Origin of the sequence: Saccharopolyspora karakumensis, from assembly GCF_004349225.1 — a bacterium.
Classification (GTDB): Bacteria; Actinomycetota; Actinomycetes; order Mycobacteriales; family Pseudonocardiaceae; genus Saccharopolyspora; species Saccharopolyspora endophytica.
The window spans coordinates 1-17,487 of sequence record NZ_SMLA01000039.1 but is presented as its reverse complement, the minus strand read 5'-3'; the positions used below and the strand labels follow the sequence as shown (position 1 = coordinate 17,487).

At 69.2% G+C, this 17,487-nt stretch carries 16 protein-coding genes; 10 read left to right on the top strand and 6 right to left on the bottom strand.

What is annotated here, in order from left to right; translation table 11 throughout:
• The first annotated feature begins 14 nt into the window (after positions 1-14).
• The 4 genes from E1202_RS21910 (at position 15) to E1202_RS32280 (ending at position 5,184) form a co-directional block, all read left to right on the top strand.
• Positions 15-1,268, top strand: coding sequence for a pyruvate dehydrogenase complex dihydrolipoamide acetyltransferase (locus E1202_RS21910; protein WP_268952352.1), 1,254 nt, complete (start codon positions 15-17; stop codon positions 1,266-1,268).
• A 287-nt stretch (positions 1,269-1,555) separates the two neighbouring features.
• Complete coding sequence (locus E1202_RS21905) at positions 1,556-2,242, top strand: DUF4232 domain-containing protein (RefSeq protein WP_165943938.1); 687 nt, start codon at positions 1,556-1,558, stop codon at positions 2,240-2,242.
• Between the two features lie 6 nt (positions 2,243-2,248).
• Entirely contained in the window at positions 2,249-2,926 is a 678-nt protein-coding gene (locus tag E1202_RS21900) for a DUF4232 domain-containing protein (protein WP_132685024.1), read from the top strand.
• A gap of 32 nt (positions 2,927-2,958) precedes the next feature.
• Positions 2,959-5,184 (top strand): N-acetylmuramoyl-L-alanine amidase, encoded by a 2,226-nt coding sequence (locus E1202_RS32280; protein ID WP_235878835.1) that lies wholly within the window; start codon positions 2,959-2,961, stop codon positions 5,182-5,184.
• Positions 5,185-5,328: 144 nt separating this feature from the next.
• On the opposite strand, the gene E1202_RS31890 is transcribed toward E1202_RS32280, so the two are convergent.
• The 4 genes from E1202_RS31890 to E1202_RS21880 form a co-directional block, all read right to left on the bottom strand.
• Positions 5,329-6,066 carry a hypothetical protein gene (locus E1202_RS31890; RefSeq protein WP_207918856.1) on the bottom strand — a complete coding sequence of 246 codons (738 nt, stop codon included), beginning with the start codon at positions 6,064-6,066 and terminating at the stop codon, positions 5,329-5,331.
• Positions 6,050-6,649 carry an RNA polymerase sigma factor gene (locus E1202_RS21885; RefSeq protein WP_165943937.1) on the bottom strand — a complete coding sequence of 200 codons (600 nt, stop codon included), beginning with the start codon at positions 6,647-6,649 and terminating at the stop codon, positions 6,050-6,052. The genes E1202_RS31890 and E1202_RS21885 overlap by 17 nt, the downstream gene beginning before the upstream one ends.
• Positions 6,633-6,884 carry a hypothetical protein gene (locus E1202_RS31530; RefSeq protein WP_165943936.1) on the bottom strand — a complete coding sequence of 84 codons (252 nt, stop codon included), beginning with the start codon at positions 6,882-6,884 and terminating at the stop codon, positions 6,633-6,635. The genes E1202_RS21885 and E1202_RS31530 overlap by 17 nt, the downstream gene beginning before the upstream one ends.
• Positions 6,885-7,141: 257 nt before the next feature.
• Positions 7,142-8,149 (bottom strand): iron-siderophore ABC transporter substrate-binding protein, encoded by a 1,008-nt coding sequence (locus E1202_RS21880; protein ID WP_132685022.1) that lies wholly within the window; start codon positions 8,147-8,149, stop codon positions 7,142-7,144.
• 163 nt (positions 8,150-8,312) lie between these two features.
• Between E1202_RS21880 and E1202_RS21875 the strand changes: the two genes are divergently transcribed.
• From E1202_RS21875 to E1202_RS21855, 5 genes are all read left to right on the top strand, one after another.
• Positions 8,313-9,071 carry an EI24 domain-containing protein gene (locus E1202_RS21875; RefSeq protein ID WP_132685021.1) on the top strand — a complete coding sequence of 253 codons (759 nt, stop codon included), beginning with the start codon at positions 8,313-8,315 and terminating at the stop codon, positions 9,069-9,071.
• 310 nt (positions 9,072-9,381) lie between these two features.
• On the top strand, positions 9,382-10,695 hold the full coding sequence (locus E1202_RS21870) for a M20 family metallopeptidase (RefSeq protein ID WP_132685020.1): 1,314 nt from the start codon (positions 9,382-9,384) through the stop codon (positions 10,693-10,695).
• Positions 10,696-10,712: 17 nt separating this feature from the next.
• Positions 10,713-11,420: a M50 family metallopeptidase gene (locus E1202_RS21865; RefSeq protein ID WP_132685019.1), complete on the top strand. Its 708-nt coding sequence runs from the start codon at positions 10,713-10,715 to the stop codon at positions 11,418-11,420.
• 154 nt (positions 11,421-11,574) lie between these two features.
• Positions 11,575-12,477, top strand: coding sequence for an oxidoreductase (locus tag E1202_RS21860; RefSeq protein WP_132685018.1), 903 nt, complete (start codon positions 11,575-11,577; stop codon positions 12,475-12,477).
• 141 nt (positions 12,478-12,618) lie between these two features.
• Positions 12,619-14,727 (top strand): putative bifunctional diguanylate cyclase/phosphodiesterase, encoded by a 2,109-nt coding sequence (locus E1202_RS21855; protein WP_132685017.1) that lies wholly within the window; start codon positions 12,619-12,621, stop codon positions 14,725-14,727.
• Between the two features lie 66 nt (positions 14,728-14,793).
• On the opposite strand, the gene E1202_RS21850 is transcribed toward E1202_RS21855, so the two are convergent.
• Positions 14,794-16,233, bottom strand: a complete 1,440-nt coding sequence (locus tag E1202_RS21850; protein WP_132685056.1) for an LVIVD repeat-containing protein — start codon at positions 16,231-16,233, stop codon at positions 14,794-14,796.
• 174 nt (positions 16,234-16,407) lie between these two features.
• Between E1202_RS21850 and E1202_RS21845 the strand changes: the two genes are divergently transcribed.
• The gene (locus E1202_RS21845) at positions 16,408-17,016 is read left to right on the top strand and encodes a DUF305 domain-containing protein (protein ID WP_235878833.1); all 609 of its coding nucleotides are present in this window, start codon (positions 16,408-16,410) and stop codon (positions 17,014-17,016) included.
• Positions 17,017-17,055: 39 nt separating this feature from the next.
• Here E1202_RS21845 and E1202_RS21840 read toward each other — a convergent pair whose 3' ends face one another.
• Positions 17,056-17,412 carry a GntR family transcriptional regulator gene (locus tag E1202_RS21840; RefSeq protein WP_132685015.1) on the bottom strand — a complete coding sequence of 119 codons (357 nt, stop codon included), beginning with the start codon at positions 17,410-17,412 and terminating at the stop codon, positions 17,056-17,058.
• Between the last annotated feature and the right edge of the window lie 75 nt (positions 17,413-17,487).

The window sequence follows — 17,487 nt, the reverse complement described above, 5'->3', positions numbered from 1 at the left end:
ACCCGAGGAAGACGATGACTGACATTCAGATGCCGAGGCTCTCCGACACCATGGAGGAGGGCGTGATCGCGAACTGGCACAAGCAGGTCGGTGACAAGGTCGCGCGCGGCGAAGTGGTGGCCGAGATCGAGACCGACAAGGCCCTCATGGAGCTGGAGGCCTACGACGACGGGGTGCTGGAGAAGATCCTGGTCGAGGCCGGCACGACCGTTCCGATCGGCGAGCCGATCGCGGTCCTCGGCGACGGCTCCGGTTCCGCCGCCGAGGCGGCTCCGGCGCCCGCCGCTCCCGCTCCGGCCGCCGCCGAACCCGCAGCCGAGGAGGCGTCCGCGGCTCCGGCCCCGGCCGCTGCTCCGGTCGAGACCGCGGCCCCGGCCGAGTCCGGGAGCAAGCCGAAGGCCTCGCCGCTGGCCAAGGCCGTCGCCAAGGAGAAGGGCGTCGACCTGGGCACCGTGCAGGGCACCGGCCCCGGTGGGCGGATCATCCGCGCCGACATCGAGGCCGCGGCCTCGGCGGCTCCTGCCGAGCCCGCTCCGGCTCCGGCCGCGCAGGCCGGCGCTCCGGCCGTCGTCAACGACGACGTCGAGGAGATCCCGCTGTCCAACATCCGGAAGGTGACCGCCAAGCGCCTGACGGAGAGCAAGCAGAACGCGCCGCACTTCTACCTGACCAGCGCCATCGACGTCACCGAACTGCTGGAGTTCCGGGCGAGCCTCAACGAGCGCCTGCAGTCGGCCGGTGGCCCGAAGATCAGCGTCAACGATCTGATCGTCAAGGCCGTGGCGACCTCGCTGCGCGCCAACCCCGCGGTCAACGTCTCCTTCGCGGGCGACAAGATGCTGCAGCACAAGCGCATCAACCTCGGCGTCGCGGTGGCGATCGAGGGCGGTCTGGTGGTGCCGGTGGTCAAGGACGCCGACCGCAAGAGCGTTTCGGAGATCGCCGCCGAGAGCCGCGAGCTGGCAGGCCGGGCGCGCGAGGGCAAGCTCAAGCTCGACGAGATGTCGGGTGGCACCTTCTCGATCTCCAACCTGGGCATGTTCGGCATCGAGCAGTTCAGCGCGGTGATCAACCCGCCGGAGGCGGCGATCCTGGCGGTCGGCGCGGCCCGCGACGAGGTCCAGGTCCGCGATGGCGAGTTCGTGGCGCGCAAGATCCTGCGCGTGACGCTCTCGGCGGACCACCGCGCCGTCGACGGCGCGGTCGGCGCCGCTTTCCTGCAGCAGTTCACCTCGCTGCTGGAGGACCCGATCCGCATCATCGCCTGATCTCTTCTGGCGCAACCGAAACGGCCGTTGCCGACCTCCGGGGTCGGCAACGGCCGTTTTCGCATTCCGAAATAGCATGTGGTGCAAGTAGAAATACTCATTCCGCGCGCCCGAGTAACAATCGTCCGTGAAATGGGGATACCGCCGATCGGGTTGCGTTGCTGGCCATTCATCGCCACCACCTCGGCTGATTCAGTGATCTACCTATCGTTTTCGCGGAAATGGCCCTGGAGAACATCACCCGCTTGGAAGACTCCCGCCCCGGATTCCGGCCGAACGCTCGGCCGATGCGCACCAGGGGAGGACAGGTCCGCGAAGTGCTGGAAATCAGGGGGAAGCGCCTGGGGGCGTTGACCGCCGCGACCGCGGCGGTAACGGTGTCCTGCGGTCAGCAAGCGCCGCAGGCACAGCAACCACCGGCAGTGGTGACGGTGACCCAGCCGGTGCCGCAGGAGACCACCGAATCGCAGGGTTCCTCGGAGGAGACCTCGGAGCAGGGCGGCTCCGCCGAGACGAAGGTCAGTCATCCGGAGGAGATTCCGACCCAGAAGCCCTGTCAGACGTCGCAGCTCCGAGCCCGGCTCTACCCGGACACGCTCGTCGGGTTGCACGAGGATCCCACGCAGCCCGCCGGAGGATCACGCACGAAGCTGCGGCTGGCGAACGTCGGGGCCAAGGCGTGCACGGTTCACGGTGACGCGAGGATCGAGTTCGTCGACGGAACCGGCACCGTCATGCCTGCGACCTTCGTGGACAAGGCCGGAACGCCGCCTGCCGAGTGGATGAGCATCGGCACCCGTGAGGGCGTCGCCCAGGATCTGTACTTGATCTACCAGACAGGTGACTGCGTCGACGATCCGGCCAAGGTGCGCATCTATCCGCCGGACAACACCGAGCCGACCACGCTGGACTGGAACTTCGGCACGGTCTGCGGCGACCGCCGCGTCGAACGAACCCACCTCCACTCGGACTGACACCCGGTGTTTCGCGGGAGAAGCGGAAAAGCGATGAAATGTGAGTCGGCATTGAAAATCAACGCGAAGCGATGTGGCGTGTTCGGGGCTGCACTCGCAGCGGTGGCTGTTTCCAGCGCGTGCGGTCAGCCGGGGTCGCAGGCGCAGCAACCACCGGCGACGGTGACGGTGACCCAACCAGCACCGCCGGAGAGCGCGACGAGCAGTTCGGAGGAGAGCTCGGAATCCACTTCGGATTCTTCGGAGGCGCCGTCGAAGTCGAAGGAACCCGAAGCCGAAGACGGCCTCGCCTGCGCCGCCGAGGAGCTGCAGTTGCAGCTCGATCCGAACTACCCGCAGGCCGATGGATCGCACATGACTCTGAAGGTCACCAACATCGGTGGTCGGCCGTGCCAGATCCGCGGCTATGGCGGATTGCAGTTCGTGGACTTCAACGGCAAGCCCGTTGACACCGAGCTCAACCGCCTGCAGGCGAACCCGCCGACGATCACCATCGAGCAGAGCCAGAGCGCCGGGCTGGACCTGACCTGGGACATCTATCAGTCACCGTGCGTCGAGCCGGAGACGTTGCAGTTCACGCCGCCCGGTGATGACAAGGCGATCAAGTCGGTCTGGGGACGTGGCGCGGTCTGCCGCGGCGGGCTCGTCGATGCCACCGCGTTCCGCAACGTGTGGGGCGGCTGACCAGCCGACCTGGGAAATCAAGGGGAGGAAGAATGCCACAGCCACTTGTTTGGCTGCTCGACGTGTTGCGCGCGGCCGGACTCAACGTGCATGAGACCGAGGGGTGGCGGGATCGTGCTGCGGAGGGGCGTACGCCCGCACCCATCGGTGTGCTGCAGCACCACACCGCGACGCGCACCACGCCGCAGAAACCAGCGCCGACGCTGGACATGTGCATTAACGGGCGGTCCGATCTGGACGGCCCGCTGTGCCAGGCGTTGATCGGGTTGGACGGCTCCATCCATCTGGTCGCGGCCGGGCGGGCCAACCACGCTGGTGAGGCCAAGGCGTCCGGGCCGATGCCCGCCGCGGGGAGCGGCAACGACATCTACATCGGTTTCGAGTGGGACTACCACGGTGTGGAACAGCACCCGTCACGGGAGCAGTACGACGCTGCGGTCCGCGCAACCGCTGCGGTTCTCCGTCACCTTCGGGTGCCTGCTGAGCACGCGCGTGGGCACAAGGAGACGAGTGTGACCGGCAAGGTCGACCCGGGCAACGTCGACCTCGACCAGTTCCGGGCGAACGTGGCAGCGGCGATGAATCCGCCTGCGCCGCAACCGAACCCACCCGGTCCGGCGCCGCATCCCCAGCCGCAGCCTCCGCAGGGGCCGCCGCCCCTTCCGCCCATCCCAGACAGCCCGCCCGCACGCGGGGGAAATCCCGGTCCGCCGGATCCGGCTGTGATGCGCGTCGTCTACCTGGTCGGCAAGCACATGAACGTGTCCGATTACGTGATGCTGGCGGCGTTCGAGACCGGTCTGGTCGAATCCCAGATGTCGAACCTCAACTGGGGCCACAGCACTTCGCTCGGGGTGTTCCAGCAACGCCCGGAGTGGTGGGGAACGCCGCCGCAGCTGATGGACGTGCGGTACGCGGCGACGAAGTTCTTCGAGGCGGCGCTGAAGAAGGAGCGCGAGAACAATCGGCGCAGCGCGGGGCAGCTCTCCCAGGATGTGCAGGACTCGGCGCATCCGGAGCGCTACGACCAGCGCGAGGCGGAGGCGCGTCGACTGATCGACGAGACGGCCCGTTCCGTTCATCCCGCGCCGCCCGGACCGAATCCGCCCCCGCAGCCCGGCCAGCCTCCGGTGCCTCCGCCGCCGCAGCCGCCGATGCCCCCGAACCAGGGCCGGCCGCCGCAGGGCCAGCCGCCGCAGGGCCAGCCGCCGCAGCAGCCTCCGGCTCCTGCTCCGGTGCCGCCTCCGCCTCCGCAGCCGGTGGTGCCGACCGTGTTCGGTTCCGGGATCCTGCCCGGTCCGGACGGTGCGCTGTCGGCGTTCGCGACGTCGACGTCCGGTGAGGTCGTCACCGCCTGGCAGGTCTCGCCCGGTGGCGACTGGGTCGGGTGGCTGGGCATCGGTGGTGAGCCCGACGGGCGTCCGGTCGTGGTGCGCGAACCTTCGGGCGGGATGGTCGTCTTCGTGCGCGACCGCCACGGCGAGGTGATCACGTCGTCGTGCCCGCAGCAAGGTGCGAAGTGGAGTCCGTGGATCGGTCTGCGCGGTCAGATCGAGGAGGACCCGGTGGCGGTGCTGCGGCCGGACGGCGCGCTCGCGCTGTTCGCGGTCGGCAAGGACGGCAAGCTGCACAGCGCCGCGCAGGCCGGCCGAGGCGGGCACTGGACCGACTGGGACGACCACGGCGGTGACCTCATCGGCCGTCCGGCCATCGCGCTCGGCGCGAACGGCGCCGTGTCGGTGTTCGCCCGCAACTCGAAGCGCGAGATCGTGATGTCCACGCAGGGCACCGCGGGCGCGGGCTGGTCGGAGTGGAAGGGCCTCGGCGGCAGCATGGCCGGCGACCCCGTGGTGGTGACCCTCGCCGACGGCGTGGTCGTGCTGCTCGCGGTCGGCGACGACCAGCAGCTGTACAGCGTGGAACGTCCCGGCGAGGGCGGGAACTGGTCCGACCTGGGCGGCGACTTCGTCGGCACCCCGGCGATCGGGCTCAACCCCAACGGCCGCTTGGAGGTGTTCGTCCGCGACACCGCGGGCGCGATCCACACCGCCGAGCAGCAGTCAGCCCACGGCGGCTGGTCGGCGTGGACGGGCCTCGGCGGCGAGCTGGAAGGCGACCCGGTCGCCATCAGCCGCCCGGACGGCGCCTGCACGCTGTTCGCGATCGGCCGGGACGGCGACATGGTCACCGCCCACCAGCCCGAACCGGACTCCCCGTGGGAACCCTGGAAGGACCTGGTCGACTCCCTCAAGGCGTAGAAGCGGTTCGCGGCGGTCCAGGTCCGGGTGCCAATTCCGCCCCTGGACCGCCGCTCCTCGCGAGCAGGACTCAGATCGAGCCTGGTTCGACCTGCTGCGAATCGATGCTCACGTGATGGGTGCGGATGCTTCCTGCGCAGGCGGTTACGCACCCGTCCCCTGGGGCGGATGCAGGATCGTAGGAGGTGCGGGCGAGTTCGGCGTGCTCGGCGAGCGCTCGTCGTGATCGATTCGCGCAGTGAGCGAGGCATGCGCAGCTCGCAGCTCGGAAAGTCCGTGCTCGGCGTCGACACCCTGCAGCTGTTCCTTCGCGGAGCGCAGTGCCTCCTCGGCAGCATTGCGGTTGCCGTTTTCGATCGCGCTCTCGGCCGTGTTCAGATCCTCGCGGACGAAGCCTGCGCTCACCACGGCTTTGGTGTGGTCGGCGTAGAGAATCTGGGCCACCCCCCACAGGATGTCGCCGGGCTGCGCGTCGCGAGCCGCCACACTCACGCCGGTGGACATCAGCACGAGAACGGCGGCCGCGGCCGACAACGGCACCAGGTATGTGCGACCGGGTCGTCGTGGCCGGCGACGGCTCCTTGCGGTCGCGTGACCGGCAGCGTCGGTGTCGGTCGGGCCACTGGTGGGTGTCGCGCTGGCGTCGTGCAGGGCGGTCCGACCAACCGCAGGTGCGGCGAGTTCTGGCTCGTGAGCGCTGCCACCGTGGAAGATGCGGTCGATTACTTCGGAGGGGTCTACTGAAGTCACGGTGGCGGTGGCGTCCAGGTGCCGACCTGCTGCGGACATGAGGTAGTCGATCCCTGCATCTCCGGTCACCACGGGAATCTCAGGGTCGCCCGCCCAGGCAGGGCCGGTCTTCCGGTCATCGTCGGTTGCCATTGTGCACCTCCCGACGGTTTTCACCACGTCCGATGCCCAGTTCGGCGAGCATGTCCGGGCCAATGGACCGGCGAAGTTTCTCCCGGACTCGGTGAAGTCTCGTCGTGACGTTGGTGGTGGTGACGTCAAGTTGTGTGGCGATCTGGCCACGCGGTACGCCCGCAATTGCGAGGTCGAGGATCAACCGTTCCTCATCCAGCAGTTCTGCCATCGCATCGGAGAGGAGGCGCAGGGCATTGCGCGCTAGCTGGCGGTCCTCGAAACTCACTCTTCTTTCCTCGAGGCCCACCATTCCTGCGGGATCGTGAAGTTCGCCCCCGCGGCGCCGAAAACGCTGTTCCTCGCGAGCTTTGTGACTCATCGTGACGTACACGAAGGCTAGGCGGCGTCCCGAATCCGCCCCGGCCAGTTCCTTCCCCCAAGCTTTCCACGCGATGCACAGGGCGTCTTGAGCGATGTCCTTCGCAGCGGGTCCCGGAAGCCCGTTAAAACCGGCGTACCGCCTCGCAACGGACGACAGAGAACTGTCGTTCTCCTTCATGAACGCCTCGAAGTCACGCCGTAGGTCATCGTCGACTGGCATCTTTCTCCACCCCGGCCAGTTCACCCTCGCCGAGGCGCGATTTGGGTACGCGCACGATGATGAGCGCCCGGCCACGTCGGGACTTGTCAACCAGCAGTGTTCCATCAGGAGTGGTGGAGAGGATTGACTTGTAGGTCTTTCTTCGTGACCGCTCGATGGCCAGTGCCAGCAACGCTGCCGCTGCGAGCCCTAGTGGTGGCCAGGCCGCGTTGATCAGGAAACCCATCAAGACCATGACTGGCGTCCGTTCGGTGGTCGTCGTGTCGCTGTCATGTGGATATGAGCGACGAGGGCCAGTTGTCACAGCCCTGACCAGAATTTGGCGACTTTGGTTTCGCGTTCGGAAGTGGACGACACCCGATTCGGGCGAAACGAAGGGAGACCTCAGCACGATCCACGGTCTCCGCCAAGGTCCGGTGGCGCCAACGTGACGGACGACCAAGCTCGTGCGGCATGCCCTTCAGCCCTGCTGGAGGGCATGCCGCATGCCGGTCAGGAGAGGGCTTCGAGGAGCTTCGGGGTGAGGTGGTCGAGGGCGTAGGGGATGCTGGAGACCGTTGCCGAGCCCAGGGCCATGGTGAGGTCGTAGTCGTCGAGCAGGACCACCGAACCCCGCTTGGCGGCCGGGAGGTTGTTCAGCAGCGTGTCCTTGCGGACCGCCTCGACGTCGGTGGCCTTGGCCGTGGTGACGATGACGACGTCGGCGTCGAGCAGCGAGACCTGCTCCTTGCTGACCTTGACGTTGAACTTGCCGCCGCTGTCCATGCCCTCGATCGCCGGGGACAGGCGCAGCCCGAGCTGCTCCAGCAGCGCGGTGCGGGCGTCCTGCTTGGTGTAGGCGGCGTAGGTGCCCGCCGCGTCGGTGCGGACCACGACGTGCGTCTTGCCCTCGAAAACCGGGTTGGCCTTGCGGGTCTCATCGATGCGGGCCTGGGTCTTGCCGAGGAGGTCGGCGACCTCGGCCTGCTTGCCCAGGGCCTGACCGATGGTCTCGGCCTGCACCCGCCAGTTGATGCCGTAGTCGATGGAGTTCGGCGGCTGCGCCACGACCGGGGCGAAGCTGCTCAGCCGGTTGTACTGCTCCTGCGTCAGCGCGCTCTGCAGCGCGATGGTGACCTCGGGTGCCTGGGCGATGACGCCTTCGACGTCGACCTCGCTGCCGAAGACCTTCGGGCGCCGGCCGCCCAGCATGGGCTCCACCCACGGGCCGACGCCGCTCTCCCACGGTCCCCACTTGGTCAGGCCTGCCGGGATCACGCCCAGCGGCAGCAGCACGTCGTGGTCGGTGATGCCCAGGGTGACCACGCGCTGCGGTGCCGCCTGGATGTCGGCCGCGCCGTAGCGGTTGGGGATGCGGACCGGGAATCCGGGGCCGGAGGGCGCGTTCCCGCTCGGGTTCGCGCCGCCGCCGCTGCCGCACGCGGCCAGGCCCGCCGCGACGAGTCCGGTCGCGCCCATCAGGAAGCCCCGACGGCTGATCGCGCTGGGGGGAGGAGTCATCACCGAGTCCTTGTTCGTTCGTTTCCGGGCTCACCGCCCGAAGCAGCAGTTCAAGAAAGGCTAACCTAACTCAGGTGTCGATCGGACTGCGGTCGATCGGTGAATCTGCTCACCGGGCACGCAGTACGGTGGTTCGAGATCGCCGATCACGGGAGTTCTTCGAATGAGTTCGTTCGCCACCGGAGTCCGCGCGCTGGGGTCCGGAACGGGCATCATCCTGCGCAGCCCGAAACTGCTGCTGCTCGGCGCGATCCCCGCCCTGATCAGCGCGTTGCTGCTGCTGGGGAGCCTGAGCGCGCTGATCTACTTCAGCGGCGACCTGACCAGCTGGATGACGCCGTTCGCCGACGGCTGGGCCGCTTTCGCCCGCCAGGCGCTGCGCGTCCTGCTCGGCGTCGCGCTGGTGGGCGCGGCGGCCGTGCTGGGTTCGATCTCGTTCATCGCGCTCACGCTGCTCATCGGCGGACCGTTCTACGAGCACATCGCCGAGCAGGCGGAGAAGCAGCTCGGGCTGGACACCTCCGACGGCGCCGGATTCGCCCGCCAGCTCGGCCGGGGAGCGCGGGACTCGCTCAAGCTCGTGCTGGTCGCGCTGGCCGGGGCAGCGGTGCTGCTGGTGATCGGGTTCGTCCCCGTCGCCGGGCAGATCGCGGGCGTCGTGCTGGGCTCGCTGTTCGGCGCGTGGGTGATCAGCCTGGAGATGGTGGGCCTGGTGTTCCAGCGGCGCGGCTTCGCCTTCGGCGAGCGCCACCGCAGCCTGCGCGAGCACAAGGCGATGACGCTCGGCTTCGGCCTGCCCGCCTACCTGCTGTGCCTGGTGCCGGTGCTGCAGCTGCTGGTCATCCCGGCCGCCGTGGTCGGCGGCACCCTCCTGGCCCACCGGGTCCTCGACGCGCGTCCGGGTGTCATCACGCAGAGGTGACTCCGGCGCGGGACCGGGGACGGGTGGGCGACGAAGTGCGCCGTCTCCTCGTGGTCGGTGGAGCGGACCAGCTCGGCGAAGTCGTGCTCGTAGCGATGGAGTGGATCTCCTGGGAATCAACTGGTGCGGTCCTGGGCATTCGTTTCCCGTGATTCTCGGTGGTCGTCTCTGAGATCAGATTCTGCGTTGCCCGGATTGCCTGCCCCGGCCGGCGGTGGGAGTTCGGTGCGACCGCTCAGCGGTCCCAGCGCGCCACACCGGTGAGCTCGGGGTGGTGTCGGCGTTCATCCGGCGGCTTAGAGTCGGTGCTGTGACACAGCCGGTTCAGCCTGATGAGTCCTACCTGCGCGCGGTGGCCGCAGCCACTGAGAAGGCCGTGGCCTCGGCCGAGCCGCTGCGGTCCCCGCACGCCGGTGCCGATGAGGAGCTGCTCGCCGAGGTCGAGCGGTGGGTCACCGAGCACGGCGGCGACCTGCTCGGGCTGAGCCACGACCTGCACGCCGACCCGGAGGAGGCCTACGCCGAGCACCGATCGGTCGCGCGGGCCGCCGAGCTGCTGCGGCGCTTCGGGCACGACGTCGAGATCGGCGTGGGCGGGCTGGACACCGCGCTGCGCGCCGGTGTCGGCGCCGACGGGCCGCACGTGGCGGTGCTGGCCGAGTACGACGCGCTGCCCGGCATCGGGCACGGCTGCGGGCACAACATCATCTGCTCGGCCGGTGTCGGCGGGTTCCTCGCCGCGGCCACCGCCGTGGGGCGAACCGGCGGCCGGGTCAGCCTGTTCGGCACGCCCGCCGAAGAAGGTGGTGGCGGCAAGGAGCACCTGGCCAGGGCCGGGGTCTTCGACGACGTCGACGCCGTGGTGATGCTGCACCCGTTCTCGCACGACATCGCCACCCACCCGTTCCTCGGGCGCAGGCAGGTCGAGGTCGTCTTCCACGGCGTGGCCGCGCACGCCTCCGCGCAGCCGTTCATGGGTCGCAACGCGCTGGACGCGGTGGTGGCCACCTACCAGGGCGTGGCGGCGATGCGTCAGCACATGCCCTCCACCGATCGCATCCACGGCGTGATCACCGACGGCGGCAAGCGCCCCAACGTCGTTCCCGACCGGGCCGCGGCGCTGTTCTACGTCCGCTCCGCGGAGCCGGGATCGTTGCAGGACCTGGCGCAGCGGGTGGAGTCGATCGCGCACGGCGCCGCGGCGATGACCGGCTGCGGCGTCGAGCTGAACTGGGACCACAACCCCGCCTACCTGCCGATCCGGCACAACGACGCGCTGGCCGCCCGATGGGCGCGGCACCAGGCCGGGCGCGGTCGCACCTCGCTGCCGCGCGGCATCGTCCCGGACTACCTGACCGGTTCCACCGACCTGGGCAACCTCAGCTTCCGGATGCCCGCCATCCACCCGATGATCGGCCTGGGCGACGCGAACCTGTCGCTGCACACCGAAGGCTTCGCCGCCGCAGCCGGTTCCGCCGCCGGCGACGCGGCGGTGATCGACGGTGCCATCGGGCTCGCGCTGACCACAGTGGACTACCTCACCGACGGTGCGCTGCGGAACGCGGTCCGTGACGAGTTCGACGCCGCCGGTGGACCGCTGGACGTGCCGAACTACTTCAGCTGACCCGTTAGGGTTCCGCCGTGGACGAATTAGTGCGGAACGCGACGGCGCGGCTCCTCGACTCAGGGAACGTCGCCGCGCTCATCGCCGGGGTGATCGCACTCGCCCTGGTGCTCAACCGCGGGAGCTGGCTGCCGCTGCGCAACGTGGTGACCATCGCCCACGAGGGCGGGCACGCGGTGGTCGCGCTGCTCAGCGGCCGCAAGCTCAACGGCATCCGGCTGCACTCCGACACCTCGGGGCTGACCGTCTCGACCGGTCGCGCGCACGGGCCGGGCATGGTGTTCACCCTGCTCGCGGGCTACCCGGCGGTGTCGCTGCTGGGGCTGGGCGGCGCGTGGCTGGTCACCTCCGACCGGGCGCGGTGGATGCTGTGGGGCTGCATCGCGCTGCTGGTGCTGGTGCTGCTGGCCGTGCGCAACGCCTACGGCGTGCTGTCGGTGGTGGTCACCGGAGGCGCGCTCGCGGCGGTGTCGTGGCTGGCGAGCCCGCCGTGGCAGGCGCTGTGCGCGGCGCTGCTGTGCTGGTTCCTGCTCATCGGCGGACTGCGACCGCTCAGCGAACTGGGGCGCAAGCGGCGACGCGGACGCGCCGGGGATTCCGACGCCGACCAGCTGGCGCGGCTCACCGGCGTCGGCGGCGGAGCCTGGATGTTCCTGTGGTTCCTCATCGGGCTCGCATCGCTGCTGGTAGGGGGGTTCTGGCTGCTGCTGATGCCGCAGGTCTAGGAGTTGTTGCGGGTCGCCTCGCGTGGCGGAACCTGAGCGTGGACTCCGTGCGCCGTGAAGGCGAACGCGGCTCCGCCGCACCCTTCGAACAGCGTCCAGGTGTGCGTCGGCACCATTTCTTGCCGTGCGGTCGGTTTTCTAGCAGCATCGCGGCGTGACGACTGCGAATGCTTTGGGTGGCGAGTTCGAGCTGGGCGGCGGCCTGGCGGTCAACCGCGTCGGGTTCGGCGCGATGCAGCTGGCGGGACCGGGCGTGTTCGGCCCGCCGAAGGACCGGGACGCGGCGATCGCGGTCCTGCGGCGCGCCGTCGAGCTCGGCATCGACCACATCGACACCAGCGACTTCTACGGGCCGTGGGTGGTCAACGAGCTGATCGCCGAAGCTCTGCACCCCTACGCCGCGAACCTGGTGCTGGCCACCAAGATCGGCGCCTACCGCGACGACAAGGCGCACTGGCTCCCGCTGAACCACCCGGCCGCGCTGCGCTCCCAGGTGCACGACAACCTGCGCCGGCTGCGGGTCGACGCCCTCGACCTGGTCTACCTGCGCGACATGGGCCCGCAGGACGGCATCGCCTTCGCCGACCAGGTGGGTGTCCTGCACGAGCTCAAGCAGCAGGGCCTGATCCGCACCATCGGTCTGTCCAATGTGGAACTGGATCACTTCGAGGAGGCGCGGGCGATCACCCCGATCGCCTCGGTGCAGAACCTCTACAACGCGGTCAACCGGACCTCCGCGGCCCTGCTGCGCGCCACCGCCGAGGCGGACGTGGCGTTCGTGCCGTTCTTCCCGCTGGGCTCCGGCTTCGCCGACAGCCGGGCGCGCGGCGACGACGTGCTGAAGTCCATCGCGGGAAAGCACGACGCCACCCAGGCGCAGGTGTCGCTGGCGTGGCTGCTGAACCGCTCCCGCAACGTCCTGCTGATCCCCGGCACCTCGTCGGTCGAGCACCTGGAGGAGAACGCCACCGCCGGTGCGCTGACCCTCGACGAGACCGACACGGCGCAGATCGACGCGCTGGTCGCCGACGGCGAGACGCTGGAGGAGGCGCACTGATCAACCTCGGGTTGATCGATTTGGATCCGACGGCCTTCACGCCCTGGTGGTGCCCGCCCGGTATCCTGTCCGGGTGCGCGCCACCAGGTGCGCGCGCAGATCGATTTCACTTCGCCAGGTTGACGCTGACGGACGGGTGAGATGAGCGAGGGAGATCCGGTCGGACCACCGCCGGAGTCCGAGTGGCGGGCCGACGTCGTGCGCCGCTGGACGGCCGAACTCCGCGCCACCTCCTACCTCCCCTTCGCCCCCGACGAGGTCGAGGCGACCCTCGCTGAGCTGCTGGACGAGGTCGTGCTCGCGCTGGGCGACAGATCCCGGGCTGTCGAGACCGGTCGTGCCGTGGGTGCCCGGCTCGTCGAAATCCGCGCCACCGGCGAGGAAAGCCTCTCGGTGACCCTGAGGGTTCTCCAGGACGCGCTGCTTTCGGACGCCACGAAGGTCGACGCCCTGCTGTCGGTGCTCACCGAGATCGCGGCCGGGTACGCCGCGGCCGATCGCGAGAGCACCTTCGCCCAGCAGGAGACGCTGAACAAGGCCCTGCTGACCTCCAAGCTCAAGACCGACCGCGAGCTCAAGGCCAGCGAAGCGCGCTTCAGCGAGGTGTTCACCTCCACCCCGATCGGCGTCGCCATCAGCGACCTCGAAGGCCGGTTCGTGCAGGTCAACCCGGCGTTCGAGCAGGTGCTCGGGTATCACGCCGACGACCTGGTGCCGATGACCATCGACCGGCTCTTCCACCCCGAGGACGCCGAGTACCTGCGCGCCTCCTACCGCGAGCTGATCGACGGCGCGAACTCCAAGCGGATCAGCGACCGCAAGCGCCTGGTGCGCGCCGACGGCCAAGCCGCGTGGTGCTACCTGGGCGTTTCCGTGCTGCGCGGGGCAGACGGGTCGCCGAGCGGCGTGGTCACCATGGTCGAGGACATCACCGAGCTGCACCTGCTTCAGGACCGCTTCCAGCACCAGGCGCTGCACGACGCGCTGACCGGGCTGCCCAACCGCGGGTTCTTCCACACCCGGCTGGAGGCGGCGCTGGTCAACCTGCCCCGGGACGCCCGGCTCGCGCTCTACCAACTGGCGCTGGACGGCTTCGAGCTGATCAACGACGGGCTCGGCTACCCGGTCGGCGACCAGCTGATCAGGACAGTCGCGCGCAGGCTGGAGAACCTCGTCGAGGACGAGGAGGCGCTCGTCGCGCGCTTCGGCGGCACCGAGTTCGCGCTGCTGGTCTGGGAGCAGGCCGACTCGCCGACGGTCCCGGTGATGACCCAGCTGATCAACGAGATGCTCGCCGAACCCGTCTACGTCGCCGGACGCGGCATCGCGGCCTCCGCCAGCATCGGCGTGGTGCAGCGGGTCGTGGAGGACGCCGACGCGGCGAACATGCTGTGGGCGGCCGACGTCGCGCTGCGGCGCGCGGAAGCCGCGGGCAAGCGGCAGTGGGCGCTGTTCGACCCCGACCTGGCCCCTGAGGAGCGCGAGGAGAGCCAGCTCGCGGCGATCATGCCCGGCGGGCTGGAGATGGGCGAGTTCGACGTCGTCTACCGCCCGCAGGTGATGATCCCCGGCGGCGAGCTCTGCACCTTGGAAGCCGAGTTCCGCTGGGACACCAGCGATTTCGGCGTCATCGAGCACGGCGACTGCCTGCGCCTGGCGGAACGCTCCGGGGTGACGCTGTCGATGCGCGACTGGATGCTGCAGACCGCGTGGCAGCACCTGGAGGAATGGCACGAGGCCGGCCACCAGGTTCGGTTGTCGGTGTCGCTGAGTCCCGACCAAGGCCGCGACCCCGACCTGGCGGCCGTCGTGCACCGGGTGCTCGACACATCGGAGCTCGACTCCTGCTGGCTGCGGCTGTGCATGCCGATCGCCGCGATCAGCGAGAACGAGGAGGCGCGGGACAACCTTCGGCACCTGAGCTCGCGCGGCGTCAAGGCGTCGCTGCACGACTTCACCGGCTCGCCCGGCGAACTCCGGCTGCTGCGCGAGATGCCGGTGGACTCGGTGCGGTTGTCGCGCGACCTCGTTCGCCTGGTGCACGAGGCCGAAAGCCCGGACGTGCCCGAGATCCAGGCCCTCCGCGCCCTGATCCCGCTGATGAACGGCGTGTGGTTGTGCGTCGACGAGGTCCAGACGCAGGGGCAGCTGGCCCTCTGGCGCGAGATCGGCTGCGCCGTCGTCGCGGGCCCGCACATCGGAGAACCCCTGCTGTCCTTCGACGTCCCGGACAGCCTCACCCGCCCCTGAGGCCAGGCCACCGACGGCGAAGGCCCCCACCGCGCTCGCTGCGGTGGGGGCCTTCCGAGTCAGGGATCAGTTCTGGTAGACGGGCTGGGTCTGGGGGTTGAACTCCTCGTAGCGGACCTTCTTGGCGGAGTCGGTCCTCTTGTCCCGCAGGTCGAGGACGTCCAGGCCCTCCTGGATGCCGCTGGAGTAGATGTGGCCGTTGTAGTAGTACGCCGACCACGAGCCCGCCAGCTGCAGCTCGTTCGGGTTGAACGCCGAGCGGTCGAAGTAGGCGATCTCCTGCGGTTTGGTGGAATCGGTGAAGTCGAACACCGAGATGCCGCCCTGGTACCACGCCTGGACCATGAAGTCGCCGCCCGCGACCGGGATCAGCGATCCGTTGTGCGCCACGCAGTTCTCGGTGTCGGCCTGGTGGCGCGGGATCTTGTAGTAGCTCTTGAACGCCAGCTTCGAGTCGGCGCCGGAGCCGGTGATGTCGTAGATCCCGTTGGCACCGCGCGTCGGGCCGGTGGCCTCGTTGCAGGTCGCGGCACCGCCACCGCCGAGCTCGTCGGTGAAGATGACCTTGGTGCCCTCGTTGTTGAACGTGGCGCTGTGCCAGAACGCGAAGTTCTCGTCGTCGCGGACCTGGTTGATCACGCGCGGGTTCTCCCGGTCGGAGATGTCGAACAGCACGCCGTCACCCATGCACGCGCCCGCCGCGAGGTCCTTGGACGGGAACGCGGTGATGTCGTGGCAGCCGGTCGTGGCGCTGACGCCGTCGGGGGCGCCCGGGTTGCCGCCGTCCGGGAACAGCACCGGGGCGTTGATCAGCTCGGGAGCGGCAGGGTTGGCCAGCGGCACCTTGATGATGGAGATCTTGTCGTGCGGCGGCTGGCAGTTCGGGAACTCCGCCTTCGGGCCGTAGGACGAGACGTAGAGGTACACGGCCTCGCCGGCCTTGTCCGGCACGAGGGTGTGGGTGTGCGAACCGCAGTCGGTCGCGATCGCCGAGACGTAGCGCGGCTTGGCCGGGTCGCTGACGTCGAAGACCTTCATGCCCTCCCAGCCGTTGGGGTCGGCGGCGTCGGTCTCCTCGCTGGTGCAGGTGTTGTTGCTGCGCGGGTAGTCCGTCGAGACGAACAGCAGGTTGCCCGAGATGGACATGTCGCCCTGCCCGCCGGGGCACTGGACCTGCGTGATGATGCGCGGCTTCTTCGGGTTCGCGATGTCGTAGACGACGAAACCGTCGTAGTTGCCGACGTAGGCGATGTTCTGCTTGAACGCGATGTCGGTGCCGTAGGCGTCCAAGGTGTTGAAGGGCGCCTGCTTGGGCAGGTTCGCCACGTGATCGATGTTCTCGCTCTTGTCGATCTCGGAGTTCGGTGCCGCGACCTGCTGAGCGGAGTACTGCTCGGGACCGTCGCTCGGTGGTGTCGCGGCCGTCGCGGGTGCGAGCGATAAGCCCAGCACCAGCGCTCCGATGGCGGCGCCCAGCGCGCGCCTCCGGCCGGTGGACTGAGGGATCAAGACCGATCAACCCCCTGGTTCGACGAAGTCGCCGCCGCCACCTCTGGGCAGCCGTCGACAGCGGTTTCGGACAACCGCATCTGCCCAGTATCGTGTTGCCAGATTCTAGTCGAAATAGGCTTTTTCGGCAGTTTTTCCACGTTTTTCCCAGAAGGGACGACGATGTTGCGGATGTCGCTAGGCGGAATTCTGCTGGCAGCGGGCGTGCTGGCGGGGTGCGCCGCGGAGCCGCCCGCGCCGTCCGGCCCGCCGGTCGTGCTGCCCGGCGCTCCGGGCGACCAGCCGCAGGTGGTGGCCAGCGCGGCTCCGGACCGCGGCGGAGCGGGTCAGACCGAGGTCGACTACCTGCGCAACATGATCGCCCACCACCAGCAGGCGGTGGAGATGACCGCGCTGACCGCCGAGCGCGCGCAGAACCCGAAGCTGCGGGCTCTGTCGGACCGCATCAGCGGCGCTCAGGGGCCGGAGATCGGGATGATGCAGGGGTGGCTCAACACCCACGGCGCCGAGCACGCCGGGCATCACGGGCACGACCACGCGATGATGCCGGGCATGGCCACGCCGGAGCAGCTGGTGCAACTGGCGGCTTCGCGCGGGGCCGACTACGACCGGATGTTCCTGCGGTTGATGATCGCTCACCACGAGGGCGCGGTGACGATGGCGACGCAGCTGCTGTCCACCGGCCGCGACGAGCAGGTCCACGAGATGGCCCAGGACGTCCTGGTCACCCAGCAGGACGAGATCGCGACCATGCGAGGCCTGCAAGCCGAGGTCGGATAGGAGGCGCATCGCTCGGCGCGGTGCGGGCTTCGCGGTGCCCTAGGCCTTGAGCGCGGCCTGCACGATCGCGAGCGCTTCGGACTTGGGGATGCCCAGCGCCTGGGTGATCTGCGCGTAGGTCGCGGCGGCTTCGGCGGCTCGCGCGGCAGCCTGGTCACCCGCATCGCTGACGAAAGTGCCTGCTCTGCCGCGGGTTTCGATCAGGCCGGCTTGTTCGAGCTCCCGGTAGGCCTTCGCCGCGGTGTTCGCCGCGATGCCCAGGTCGCTCGCCAGGGCCCGCACGGTGGGCAGTTTCGTCCCGACCGCCAGCTCTCCAGCGGTGATCTGCTCGGCGATGCTGGACCGCACCTGCTCGAAGGGCGGCACATCGGAGTCCGGATCCACGCCGATCCGCATACGTTCACCATCTCGATTCGCACGACACGACGCCATGACGGCCCCAGTATCTGCCCCCACCCCATCCGCACCACC